This window comes from Candidatus Binataceae bacterium (genome assembly GCA_035308025.1).
Lineage (GTDB): Bacteria > Desulfobacterota > Binatia > Binatales > Binataceae > JAJPHI01.
Genome location: DATGHL010000047.1, coordinates 101,430 through 113,830 on the forward strand (window position 1 = coordinate 101,430; position 12,401 = coordinate 113,830).

Below are 12,401 nucleotides of genomic sequence, written 5' to 3' on the forward strand. Positions count from 1 at the left end.
TTACTGCGATGCGGCTTCAACCCGCCTTGCGTGCAATCATGGCGAAATGCACGGAGAGGCGTGAGAAGCGTTCATAGCGCTCGACCACGATCTCTTGACCTTCCAGCACGTCGCGAGCGCGCAAACGACAAGTCCAGCCGAGCAATTTCGTCAGCGGATTGACGAGCGTGCCGAGAAAATAGAGTCCGCGCCGGGGACTGGCGAAATGACTGATCACGACGATTCGGCCGCCAGGTTTACAGACCCGAATCATCTCGTCCATCATGCGGCGCGGCTCCGGCACCACCGTCATGACATGGAAGGTCGTGACCCAGTCAAAACTGTTGTCGGGAAAATCGAGCTGTTGCGCATTGCCGGGCCGGACTTCGACGTGGCCCCAATCGTTTTCGCGGACTTTGGCGATAGCGTGAGCCAGCATGTCCGACGACGGGTCGATACCCACGATATGCACGTAAGGCGGATAGGCGTCGAGCGAGATGCCGGTGCCGACGCCGACCTCAAGCACACGCTGGCCGGGACGAAACGATAGGGATTCGATCACCTGATGTTCGTGATCGACAAACGCCCGCCCGAACACCGCGTCGTACAAATGAGCAAGGTTCGAGTAGACGCGGCTCTCATGCGGTTCAGGCATCGTTCAAGCCTTTAACGGATAGGCGGGATGACACTCCCGCCAGCCTCTGATGTTAAAATTTTACCCTTGGCCTCCGCACCACCACCGCGACGATGCGCGACTCAGGCGGCGACGTTAATCCCGCGCATCTGGCGTTTGAAAGAGATAATGTCGCGCCGCCGAAAACGCCACTGGCGGCCCTTCTTGAACGCGGGCAGGATATTGCGGCGAGCGAATTCGTTGACCGTGTCCGGGCTGACGTCGAGCAGAAAAGCGACCTCGCGCGAGTTCAACAGGATGTCATCTTTATCGGCCATGGTGGTCTCGGCCCGGCGCCTCGAATCAAGCGCAATTTTCATGGTTCAATTATCTTCGTAATTATCTTCGGCAATTAACGTCGATTTTATCTATGACGCTCGGGCATTCTGGCAAATCTTGTGACCAACCGCCATCGCGAGCGGCACGAAACCCTTCCGCAGCGTCAAAAAACACTGACAGGGGATTATTGCGTATAATGTTTATATAGTCTATATAAGGTTGATTAAACACTAAGGGTGTTTAATCTTCTCATTCCGATCTTCCAGTCGTACCAGGCCCGCGTAACGACGAAGCAGGAAAAGACGCCGGTCAGGACCCCGACGCACAATGTCACGGCGAAACCCTTGACCGGTCCCGTGCCGAACTGAAACAGAATCAAGCCCGCGACAAAGGTCGAGATATTCGAATCACGAATCGCCGACCAGGCGCGCTCGTACCCCGCTTTGACTGCTTCGCGCGCCGATTTGCCCATGCGCAACTCCTCGCGCATCCGCTCGTTGACCAGCACGTTAGCGTCCACCGACATGCCGAGTGTGAGCACGATTCCCGCAATCCCGGGCAGCGTCAAAGTCGCCTGCATCGCCGCCATCACGCACATCAGCATGAGAATGTTGAGCGTGAGGCCGAAATCGGCGAGTAGTCCGGCGCCACTGTAATAGAGGGCCATGAAGGCGAGCACGGCAACGGCGCCGACGACGAACGACAGCTCGCCCTGGCGGATCGAATCGCGGCCCAAAGAGGGTCCTACGGTGCGTTCCTCAATAATCTTGACTGGCGCGGGCAGCGCACCGGAGCGCAGCACAATCGCGAGGGAGTGGGCTTCGTCGAAGCTGAAATTGCCGGTAATTTGCACGTGGCCGCCGGGAATCGGTTCCTTGATAACCGGGGCGGAATAGACGGTATTGTCGAGGACGATCGCGAGATTGCGGCCGACATTGTCGGTGGTCAGATTGGCGAAGACCTGAGCCCCCTGGGCGTCGAGCTCGACCGACACGTAAGGCCCTTCGAGATGGCCGCCGGGACGCACACGCGCGTCGGTGACGGTCTCGCCCGTCATCAGAACCTGCGACTCGACCAGATAGGGTTCCGCGCCGCCGGGGCGCGGCTGGCCATAGAGGATCTCATCGCCGGGCGGCGCGCCGCTGTTCAAAGCGTCAGCGAGATTGTGTTTGTTATCGAGCAGCTTGAATTCAAGGACCGCGGTTTTACCGATCAGCTCTTTGGCCCGCTCCGGGTCCTGAATGCCCGGCAACTGCACCAAAATGTCGTTGTCCCCTTCGCGCGCGACGGTGGTTTCGCGCACGCCCAACTGATCGATCCGGTTGCGAATCGTTTCGAGCGCCTGCTCCATCGCGTTGCTGCGGGTAGCGATGAGGTCGCGGTCCTTGAAGACTGCGGTATAGGCGACACCGCCGGCCGCGCTGGACGCCGTCGAAAGCGTCAGGTCGGGCGCGACCTTCGCGACCGTATCGAGGAAGGCCGAACGCTCGTCGGGGTTGGTGAGCTGGATCAGCAGTGCGCCGTCGCTATTCTGCGTAACGGTCGGGACCGAGAGTTTGTTGTCTTTGATTTCGCGCTTGAGATCCTCGCCACGCCGGCGCAACGCGCTCTTGACGGCGTCATCGATCTCGACTTCGAGCAGCAGATGCGTGCCGCCCTGCAAATCCAGACCGAGCTGAATTTTGGGCAGGGCGTCGAGCGCCTTCAACGGGTCCGGGAGCACGACGCCGGAACTCGGAATCAGGAGGATAAGGCTCGCGGCCACCAGCACGGCCGCCAAAACCATCCGGATACTGCCGCTGCCATTGGTGAAGTGCAGCCACAGGAAGGCGATCGCGATGACGAGAAGAACGACAATGGTAATGGGATTCTGGCTGCCGGCGTCCATAGGTTAGGTCTCTTAATCGGTTTGTCTGAATCCGTGGGGATTCTTCGCTGCGCTCAGAATGACACTGCTGGCTTTAACTTTGCGCGGGTTACATTCGGTGGCGTCGTTGCGCGACGGCTCAGTTTTTGTCGCTCTTTTCGCGTTTCGAGCTTCTGGCATAGCTCGACATTGAGGCTATTTGTGTGCGCTCGACCCGCACGCGGACATTAGGCGCAATTTCGAGCGTGACCAGCCGGTCATCCAGTTCGGCCACTTTGCCGATCAGGCCGCCGGTCGTCACGACCTCGTCGTTGCGCTTGAGCGAGTCGAGCATCTTGCGCAGATCGCTGGCTTTTTTGGTCTGGGGCCGCAAGAGCAAAAAATACATGATGATAAAGATGAAGGCGATCGGGACCACCGGGTTGGTGATGATCTGACCGAATAAGTCCTGCGGCGCGCCGCTCGCCGCGGCGGCCTGCGCCCACGCGATTCCTTCAAACCACATCGATTAATCTCCAGCGCCACCGGCTCCGGGACCACTTCCTTCGGCGCCGCGTCCGAGCAGGTTCAACGTATGCGCGGCGAACGCGCGGTAAGTGCGTGATGCGATAGCAGCCTGCGCCTCGCGCATCAAGTGGCTATAGAAATACAAATTGTGCTCGCTCAAGGCCCGCGCCGCCAATATTTCACCCGAGATATGCAGGTGACGCAAATAGGCGCGCGAAAAAGTCGTGCAGGGACGGCAGTCGCATCGCGGATCGAGGGGCCGTTCATCGCGCGCGTAGGTGGCGCGCTTGATCGACAGCCTGCCTTCGCTGGTAAACGCGCCGCCGTTGCGGGCGTTGCGGGTCGGCAGCACGCAATCGAACAGGTCATAGCCCATCGGGATGGCCGCGAGTAGATCTTCGGGCGTGCCGACCCCCATTAGGTAGCGAACCTTCCCCGCCGGCAGGAGCGAGGCCGTCAGCGCGGCCATTTCGCGCATCGCTTCGCGCGGCTCGCCGACGGACAGTCCGCCGGTGGCAAAGCCGTCGCAGTCGAGCGCGGAGATCTGACCGGCGCTGAGCCGCCGCAAATCCGGATAGATCCCGCCCTGAACGATGCCAAACAGCGCCTGCGTGTTGTTCGTGCGCGCCCGCACGCAGCGCTCCGCCCAGCGCGCGGTGAGTTCCAGCGAGGCGCGGGCGCGCCGATGATCGGCCGGAAAGGGCGTGCATTCGTCGAGCGCCATCATCACGTCGGCGCCGAGCTTTTGCTGAATCTCGATCGCGCTCTCAGGCGTCAGCATCAACGGCGCGCCGTCAAGATGAGAGCGAAAGCGCACGCCCTCCTCGCTAATCGAGTTGATTTTCGCGAGGCTCATGGCCTGGAAGCCGCCCGAGTCGGTCAGCACCGCGCCTTTGAAACCCATGAAGCGCGCGACGCCGCCGAGCTCCTGCACGAGTTCCGCGCCGGGCCGCACGGCCAGATGGTAGGCGTTGGCGAGGATCAGCCTATAGCCCATCGAGGACAATTCGTCAGGCGCCATCGCCTTGACCGCGGCGCGCGTGCCGACCGGCATAAACGCCGGCGTCGTAATCTCGCCGTGCGGCGTGACGAGGCGGCCGAGTCGGGCGCCGTCATCGAGTGCGCGCACCTCGAAACTGATCGGGCTGGCGGCGGACATTACAGGATCAACATCGCGTCGCCGTAACTGAGAAAGCGGTAGCGATGACGAATCGCTTCGCCGTAGGCCTTCAGGATAGTCTCGCGCCCCGCCAACGCCATCACGAGGGCGAGCACCGTGCTGCGCGGCATATGGAAGTTGGTGATCATCGCGTCCACCAGCTTGAAACGAAAGCCCGGATAGATAAACAGGCCGGTGAAGCCTTCGGCGTCGCCAGTAATCGCCCACGACTCGAGCGCGCGCGTGGTGCTCGTCCCGACGGCGATGAGCCGTCCGCCGACGCGCCGCGTCAGCTCGATGGCACTCTGCGCGGCAGGTGGAAGCGTAAACCACTCCGGCTCCATCGAGTGGCCTTCGACTTCGGCGGCGCGTACGGGGATGAAGGTGCCGGGTCCGATATGCAGGGTCAGGAAGGCGGTGCGGACACCGGTGCCGGTCAATTCCCGCAATAGCTCCTCGGTGAAGTGCCGGCCTGCGGTCGGCGCCGCGATCGCACCCGAAGTCCGGGCAAAGATAGTCTGGTAGTCGGTCGAATCGGCGTCGATTGCCGGCCGGCCGATGTAGTGCGGCAGCGCCAGCGCCCCGGCCTCACGCAGGATGTCCGTCATCGCCGTCCCGTCAGCGCTCGCGATCAGCGGACGGCCGGGCCGCTCGTAACCGGCGACCGTCAGCGCGCGGCCATCCGGCAGCAGCAAGCGGACGTCCTCCCGCAGCGGCCGATGGGTTCGCGCCAGCGCGATCCACGCGCCGCGCGGCGAGGCCGCCGGCCGCACCATCAGCAACTCGACTTCGCCGCCGGTCTCCTTGCGCACGATCAGGCGTGCGGGCAGGACGCGAGTATCGTTGAGCAGCAGCAGATCGCCTTCGCGCAAATGACGGGTGAGCTTGTAGAAGCGCGAGTGTTCGAGCTGACCGGTGCGCCGGTCCAGCACGAGCATCCGCGCCTGATCGCGATCGGCGAGCGGCTCGTGCGCGATCAAGACCTCGGGCAGGTCGTAATCAAGTTGGCTAAGACGCATCGCTTCAGGGCGATTTCACTGCCGCGCCTGGAACCGCCTCGGCGCTGGCGACAAAAGTATCATCGCCGCCGAGGCTCCGCGATATGTCTCTTGCGCGACCATGTTAAGTTGAAGCCTAAACCGGCAGGAGGGACTTCATTGGAAAAAACGCGTTCGCAAATCGAGACCCAACTGATCCACGCCGGCGAGCCTTCCCCGTTGATCGAGGGCGCCGTCAGTATGCCGATATTCCAGTCTTCGACCTACGCATACCGCGGCGAGACGGACTATCACGCCCTGCGCTATATTCGGCTCAGCAATACGCCAAATCACGTCGCGCTGCATACGAAACTCGCCGCGATCGAGAATGCGGAGTCGGCGCTGGTAACGGCCAGCGGCATGGCCGCGGTCTCGACCACGCTGCTGACGCTGCTCGCCGCCGGCGATCACATGATCGCGCAGGATTGTCTCTACGGCGGCACCCATGACCTGTTGACGACAGAATTTCCGCGTCTCGGAATCACGCATACCTTCGTCGACGGCGATTCGCCCGAGTCGTGGGCCGCCGCAATCCGCCCGACAACCAAGGCCATCTATGTCGAATCAATCTCAAATCCGCTGGTGCGGGTGGCCGACCTGAAAGCCGCGATCACCTTTGCCCGCGCAAACGGGCTCGTCTCGATCATCGATAACACCTTTGCCAGCCCAATCAATTTTCGGCCGATTCCGTTCGGATTTGATCTGGTGATTCATAGTTGTACCAAATACCTGAATGGCCACTCCGATATTGTCGCTGGAGCGGTCATCGGACGCGCCGCCCTGATTGACCGCGTCAATCGCACTTTGGGACATCTGGGCGGATCGCTCGACCCGCATTCGTGCTTTTTGCTCCATCGAGGGATGAAGACGCTCGCGGTTCGAGTGCGCTATCAAAACGAAAGCGCGGCGAAGATCGCGCTGTTTCTGAGCCGGCACGGCAAGGTTTCGGCAGTGAACTATCCCGGGCTCGAGGGCCATCCGGATCATGCGCGCGCGCGGCAACTTTTCGACGGTTTCGGCGGAACCCTGAGTTTTGAGTTAAAAGGCGGCGTAAAAGCGGCTGAGAGGTTTATCGGCGAGGTGAAATTACCGATCTCGGCGCCCAGTCTGGGCGGCGTCGAGTCATTGATCACACGCCCGGCGACGACCTCTCATTCCGGGATGTCGGCGGCAGCACGCGAGTCCGCAGGAATTCGCGAAGGTCTGATTCGCCTATCTGTCGGCCTGGAGGGCGTTGACGACCTTATAGAGGATTTAGACCGTGCTCTGGCGGTATGCTGACGATTATCTGCGTGCTAATGATGTGCGAAATGATGTGGCAAGCGACGGCCCTGAGTCAAGATCGGTATAATTGTTGCTCGATTTCCCTGGTGGGACCTCCGGCTATAGGTCTGTTCGAGAGTCACACATAGACGACAATGGAAACGCGGCGGAATCTCGACGAATCTGATTTGGACTCGCCGGTTAGCCGAGAACCCCTTTCCGCGCCCGCCGCTGAAGATCTGCAGCGCAAGCGTGCTGCGGCGGAGATGGCGGCTCGCGAACCCGAATCGATCGATGAGCAGACCCGCGAACAGCTTAGCCTGTTCCGCATGATCTTCGACGCGTTACCCGAGGCGATCGGCATCACTACAGTGGACGGCACTTTCGTCGAGATGGGCAGTCCCTCGGTAATGGGCTACAGCCGCGACGAAGTTGTGTCAAGCAGCGCGCTCGCGCTTGGCCTCTGGGTCGATCCCGCGGAGCGCGCCGAGTACGTGCGCCGGCTCAAAGCCGACGGCGTCGTCCACAATATGGAAGTCACCCTGCGCAACAAGGCTGGCGTGATCACGCCGACGCTGATGTCCGGCAGTCTGGCGGAGCTCAACGGCAAGCAATACGTCGTCACCTTCCCGCGCGAGATTACCGAACTCAAGCAGACCCAGCGTGAGCTCGAGGCGGCGCGCGAACAGCTTTCAGCTCAAGTTGCAGCGCTGCAGGAAAGTCAGTTGCGCCTGCGAGCGGAGATTGTCGAGCGCGAAACTGTGCAGAAGCGGCTCGAAGAGAGCCAGCGCGTCGCCCTCGCCGTCTATAACTCAGCCCTCGAAACGATCGCGATCAATCGCCTCGCCGACGGCCTCACGTTCGAAGTCAATCAGGAATTCACGCGCCGCTTTGGTTATTCACGCGAGGAGATCATCGGCAAAAGCCCGTTGGAGATCGGGCTGTGGCAATCGGCGGATCAGGTAAAGCGCTTCACGCGCGAGCTCGAATCCTCGGGCCGCGTGCGAAATCTCGAGGCTGAATTGCGCGCCAAAGACGGCCGCCTGGTCCCGGTCGTCCTCTCCGCCGTAACCATCGAACTGCGCGGCGAACTTTGTATCGCCACTTTTGCCCACGACATCACCGAACGGCGCAAAGCCGAGCTCGAGCTGGTGGCCGCGCGTGAAGCTGCGCTCGCTGCTTCACAGGCGAAATCCGAATTCCTTTCGAGCATGTCGCACGAAATCCGCACGCCGATGAATGCCATCCTCGGCATGGCGGAGGTGCTCGCCGAGATGCCGCTCGATGAGGAGCAGCGGCGCTATATCGAGACCATGCGCCGCAACGGCCATCTGTTGCTCGAGCTGATCAACGGCATCCTGGATCTCGCCAAGGTCGAGAGCGGCCGGTTGCATCTCGAGACGACGGAATTTGATCTGCGTGAGTTAGTCGAGGGCGTGATTGAGACCTTGCAATTGCGGGCGCGCGAAAAAGCGCTCGAGCTGAGCGCGCGGATCGCTGCGGACGCCCCCAACCGGCTGCTGGGCGATCAGTTGCGGCTGCGGCAAATCCTGATCAATTTGCTGGGCAACGCAATCAAATTCACCGAACGCGGCGCCGTCGTGCTGACGGTCGAAGTAGCCGACGCCGCGAGCGGCAACCGGGCTGACGCTCCTGAGTGGGCTGGAACAGCGCCGGCCATCCCGCGAGCCGCGCTAACGTTCACGGTCACTGACACCGGTATCGGCATCGCGCCGGCCAAGCTCAGCGAACTCTTTTCGCCTTTCATGCAGGCGGATTCTTCGACCGCGCGCAAATACGGCGGCAGTGGCTTGGGCCTGGCGATAGTGAAACGGCTGGTTGAACTGATGCACGGCGCGGTCAGCGTCGAGAGCGAAGTCGGCCAGGGCAGCGCCTTCAGCGCCGCGCTCGATTTCGGTGTGCCGAGCGGCCGGGCCAAAGCGAAGCATCGACGCCCGTCGCTTAACGGCGTGGCCTCGATTTCGGCCGATGGCGGCGATTCGGCAGGCAATAAAGTCTCCGCGCCTCGTGCCGAAGCCGTAACACTGGGTTTGGCCGCGACAACGCGAATTCTGGTCGCAGACGACTCGCCCGATAATCGCATGTTGATCCAGGCCTATCTCAAAAACATCCCTTGCCGGCTGGACTTCGCCGAGAACGGTCAGATTGCGATCGACCTGGTCAAGGCTGCACCCTACGATCTGGTCCTGATGGATGTGCAGATGCCGGTGGTCGACGGCTACACGGCCGTGCGCGCGATCCGTCAATGGGAGCGCGAAAGGGGTCTGCCAGCCGGACGCATCCTGGCGTTGACGGCCTCGGCGTTGGGTGATGCCGAGCATCGCAGCCTGGCCGCCGGCTGCGACGCCCATTTGACCAAGCCGATTAAGAAGACCGCGTTGCATGAAGCGATTCGTAAATTCGTCGCGGCGCCAGGCGCGGCGGCGCGGCCTACTGCCGCGGCCGTCGCAGCCGACTCGCCGCCGGGGGGATGAAATGCCGAAACTACTGGTTCAAGTGGACCCGGACTTGAGCGATCTTATGCCCGGTTTTCTCGCCAACAAGCGCGCCGACGCCGACAAGATCCTGGCCGCCGCGGCTGCCGCCGACTACGCCGCGCTGCGCGGCATCGGTCACAAGATCAAGGGCGAAGGCGGCAGCTTCGGCTTCGATCGGATCAGCGAGATTGGCGCAGAGGTCGAACAGGCGGCTATCGATCAGGATCTCGCGGAGATCCGGCGCTGCGGAGAAAATCTCGCCGCGTATCTCGAAGCGGTCGAGATCGTTTTCGAGTAGGCCGTTTCACCCGATCAGCTTTTATGCTTGACTGACATATAGCGCAGCGAAGGCGATCGCAACGACGCCTCGAGAGTTGCGGGATGATGCAACCCCGGATACTAATCCCATCTCCCGATTCAATAACCGTCGCAACGCAGAAGGCGCCCGCGCGCGAGATGGCACGTCGAGCTTTCATCAAGAGCGCCATCGCAAGTACTGCGTTGCTGGCGTTTCCTGGCGCAGTTGCGGCCGGTGACTGGATGCAAGTTTGGCCGGTCTTGCTCCGTCGGCGGCGCAGGCGCGGTCCTGCTATAGAGACGCCACGCACCTTGGCCTTCCACAACGTTCACACTGGCGAGAGCATCCGCACGACCTATTGGGAACGCGGCGCCTACCTTCCGCAGGCGCTGCACGAGATCAACTATTTCTTCCGCGACTTCCGCGCCAACGAGGTCAAACCGATTGACCCGCGCCTGCTCGATCTGCTGACCGAGCTGCACGCGAAGCTCGCGGCGACGCAGCCCTTCGATCTCATCTCGGGCTATCGCTCCGCCGCGACGAACGCTTGGCTCGCAGCGCAGTCCGAAGGCGTCGCGCGCCACAGCATGCACGTCGAGGCCAAGGCCGCCGACATCCACTTGCCGGGCGTCGAACTCAAATCGCTGCAGATGGCCGCGCTCGACATCGGTGAAGGTGGGGTCGGCTACTACCCCCGCTCGGGCTTCGTCCACGTCGATACCGGCCGCGTTCGCCGCTGGTAGCGTCATCCCTTCTTTACCCGCCACTGATCAAGAATCTTGACCAGCTCCAAGGGCGGACTAGCGGAACGAAGTAGAGCGAGCAGACGAGTCCGCGAGGCGTGGTCGAGGGAGACTCGCCTGCTCGGCTCCGCTAAGCTCCGCCTAGTGTTACGGAGGCGCACCCTATGCCCGGAGCGCTCGACGGCTTTCGCATAATCGACCTTACGCAGATGGTCTCGGGTCCGATGGCGACCATGATGCTCGCCGATCAAGGCGCCGATGTAATCAAGATCGAGCCGCCGGGGCAGGGTGATCTGACGCGCGCGCTCGCCGGCCGCCATCGCGGCATGTCGCCGGTTTTCGCGGTCGTCAATCGCAACAAGCGCTCGGTCGTAATCGATCTCAAGACTTCGCGCGGACTCGATCTGTTCAAGCAACTCGTGCGCACCGCCGACGTCTTCGTGCAGAACTTTCGTCCGGGCGCGGCTGAACGGATGGGCCTCGGCGAGCCGGCCCTGCGCGAACTCAAACCCAACCTCGTTTACGTTTCTATCAGCGGCTTCGGCGAGGCCGGGCCGTACGTCCATAAGCGCACCTACGATCCGGTGATCCAGGCGCTGTCCGGGCTCGCCTCGATTCAGGCCGATCCGGATGGACGGCCGCGCATGATGCGCGTGATTGTGCCCGACAAGGTGACCGCCCTCACCGCCGCGCAGGCGATTACCGCGGCGCTGCTGGCGCGCGAACGCACCGGTCAGGGCCAGCATGTGCGACTCGCGATGCTCGACGCAGTCATCGCGTTCCACTGGGCCGAATCGATGGCTGCCTATACCTTCGCCGATCCCGCGCATAACGTGACCCGCCCGCCGAACACCCGCGATCTGATCTTCGCGACCGCCGACGGCTATATCACCTGCGGCGCAATCTCGGATTCGGAATGGGAGGGACTGTGCCGCGCGCTCGAGCGCCCCGCGTGGCTCGCCGACGAACGTTTCAGGACTCCCGCCGGACGGGTCAGGTATGCGGACGCGCGGCTCGAGCTGATGGCGGAGGTGCTCATCAATCGATCATCTGCCGACTGGCTCGCGCGTCTCGACGCCGAGCAGGTTCCCTGCGCCCCAGTGCTCTCACGCGACGAGCTCTTCAGCGATCCGCAAATTGCGGCGAATCATCTGATCGTCGACAGTACACACCCCGTGGCCGGCGCGATGCGCCAACCGCGTCCGGCCGCGCGCTTCAGCGCGACGCCGTCGGAGTTGCGCGCGTTCGCCCCAACCCTGGGCCAGCACACCGACGAACTACTGCGCGAGATGAAATTACCCGCAGACGAGATCGCGAAACTACGCTCCGCAAACATCGTCGCCTAGCGCGAGCGCGAGCACCGAGGGTCACGGACGGATCAACTCGATATCTGCGATCTTGGCCGCGCGTTTCGCAAGCTTGTCGTCAAAGGTTGCAAAGCGCCCGGCGGACCGCGCTGACGCCAGATGCAGCGCATCCGCGAAGTCCATCCCGCCACGCAGCCATTGAATCGCGTCGGCTACCGCGCCCGCGTCTTCGCACACGAGATCGGGCAGCGCGACCAAGGCGACAAACGCATCCGCGATGCGCTCCGAGCCGAACCGATATAGCCGGCGCAGCACCCACTCGGATTCGAGGATGACAGTCTTCGCCAGCAGCACCGCTTCACGCTCGAAAAGGGCGCGGGCGCGTGCGCTCTGCCCCGGTTCGTCGCCCGTCAGGAGCCGCACCAGGACGTTAGTATCGACCGCGACCACGCCGCGCCTTCAACTCTGCCTCGATCGCCGCTTTCATCTGGCCGAGGCTCTTCGGCTTGCCGGTGTAGCGGAGGCAGCCGGCGACCTCGTCGAGCCGCGACGGCGGGAACGGCTTGGCCGTCCGCAGCAAAACTCCGTCCGCGGTCTGCTCGACGATAAACTCCGTACCCGGCCGCCACCGACGGGCGTCGCGCACGGACTTCGGCAGAATCACCTGCCCTTTCGAGGAAAGCCGCGTGGTTTCCATAGCTGACCTTCAAGCGGTAAGATTCGGTAAGACTTAGCTTACGCTCCACCACGTGACAGAGCAAGCTCGGCCACGATCACGTCGGCGCCTGAGG

The 12,401-nt window shown here is 62.4% G+C and carries 13 protein-coding genes; 5 read left to right on the forward strand and 8 right to left on the reverse strand.

The window, feature by feature from the left end:
• Positions 1–16 precede the first annotated feature (16 nt).
• The 6 genes from VKS22_14395 to queA all read right to left on the reverse strand — a co-directional run bounded on the left by VKS22_14395 (position 17) and on the right by queA (position 5,483).
• The gene (locus VKS22_14395) at positions 17–634 is read right to left on the reverse strand and encodes a methyltransferase domain-containing protein (protein HLW71801.1); all 618 of its coding nucleotides are present in this window, start codon (positions 632–634) and stop codon (positions 17–19) included.
• 101 nt (positions 635–735) lie between these two features.
• A complete protein-coding gene (locus VKS22_14400; GenBank protein ID HLW71802.1) occupies positions 736–972 on the reverse strand; it encodes a helix-turn-helix domain-containing protein in 237 nt (78 codons plus the stop codon).
• A gap of 182 nt (positions 973–1,154) precedes the next feature.
• The gene (secD, locus tag VKS22_14405; protein ID HLW71803.1) at positions 1,155–2,819 is read right to left on the reverse strand and encodes a protein translocase subunit SecD; all 1,665 of its coding nucleotides are present in this window, start codon (positions 2,817–2,819) and stop codon (positions 1,155–1,157) included.
• 118 nt (positions 2,820–2,937) lie between these two features.
• Positions 2,938–3,303, reverse strand: a complete 366-nt coding sequence (gene yajC, locus VKS22_14410) for a preprotein translocase subunit YajC (protein ID HLW71804.1) — start codon at positions 3,301–3,303, stop codon at positions 2,938–2,940.
• A 3-nt stretch (positions 3,304–3,306) separates the two neighbouring features.
• Positions 3,307–4,464, reverse strand: a complete 1,158-nt coding sequence (gene tgt, locus VKS22_14415; protein ID HLW71805.1) for a tRNA guanosine(34) transglycosylase Tgt — start codon at positions 4,462–4,464, stop codon at positions 3,307–3,309.
• Positions 4,464–5,483, reverse strand: a complete 1,020-nt coding sequence (queA, locus tag VKS22_14420; GenBank protein ID HLW71806.1) for a tRNA preQ1(34) S-adenosylmethionine ribosyltransferase-isomerase QueA — start codon at positions 5,481–5,483, stop codon at positions 4,464–4,466. The genes tgt and queA overlap by 1 nt, the downstream gene beginning before the upstream one ends.
• A gap of 138 nt (positions 5,484–5,621) precedes the next feature.
• Between queA and VKS22_14425 the strand changes: the two genes are divergently transcribed.
• The 5 genes from VKS22_14425 to VKS22_14445 all read left to right on the forward strand — a co-directional run bounded on the left by VKS22_14425 (position 5,622) and on the right by VKS22_14445 (position 11,649).
• Complete coding sequence (locus VKS22_14425) at positions 5,622–6,782, forward strand: aminotransferase class I/II-fold pyridoxal phosphate-dependent enzyme (GenBank protein ID HLW71807.1); 1,161 nt, start codon at positions 5,622–5,624, stop codon at positions 6,780–6,782.
• 137 nt (positions 6,783–6,919) lie between these two features.
• Positions 6,920–9,259 (forward strand): PAS domain S-box protein, encoded by a 2,340-nt coding sequence (locus VKS22_14430; GenBank protein HLW71808.1) that lies wholly within the window; start codon positions 6,920–6,922, stop codon positions 9,257–9,259.
• Between the two features lies 1 nt (position 9,260).
• A complete protein-coding gene (locus tag VKS22_14435) occupies positions 9,261–9,560 on the forward strand; it encodes an Hpt domain-containing protein (protein HLW71809.1) in 300 nt (99 codons plus the stop codon).
• Between the two features lie 158 nt (positions 9,561–9,718).
• Entirely contained in the window at positions 9,719–10,303 is a 585-nt protein-coding gene (locus VKS22_14440; protein HLW71810.1) for a DUF882 domain-containing protein, read from the forward strand.
• 164 nt (positions 10,304–10,467) lie between these two features.
• Positions 10,468–11,649 (forward strand): CoA transferase, encoded by a 1,182-nt coding sequence (locus VKS22_14445; protein HLW71811.1) that lies wholly within the window; start codon positions 10,468–10,470, stop codon positions 11,647–11,649.
• 21 nt (positions 11,650–11,670) lie between these two features.
• Here the strand turns inward: VKS22_14445 and VKS22_14450 are convergent, their stop codons facing one another.
• Both VKS22_14450 and VKS22_14455 read right to left on the reverse strand, forming a co-directional pair.
• On the reverse strand, positions 11,671–12,060 hold the full coding sequence (locus VKS22_14450; GenBank protein ID HLW71812.1) for a type II toxin-antitoxin system VapC family toxin: 390 nt from the start codon (positions 12,058–12,060) through the stop codon (positions 11,671–11,673).
• On the reverse strand, positions 12,041–12,307 hold the full coding sequence (locus VKS22_14455) for an AbrB/MazE/SpoVT family DNA-binding domain-containing protein (protein HLW71813.1): 267 nt from the start codon (positions 12,305–12,307) through the stop codon (positions 12,041–12,043). Before VKS22_14455 ends, VKS22_14450 begins: the two co-directional genes overlap by 20 nt.
• Positions 12,308–12,401: the final 94 nt, after the last annotated feature.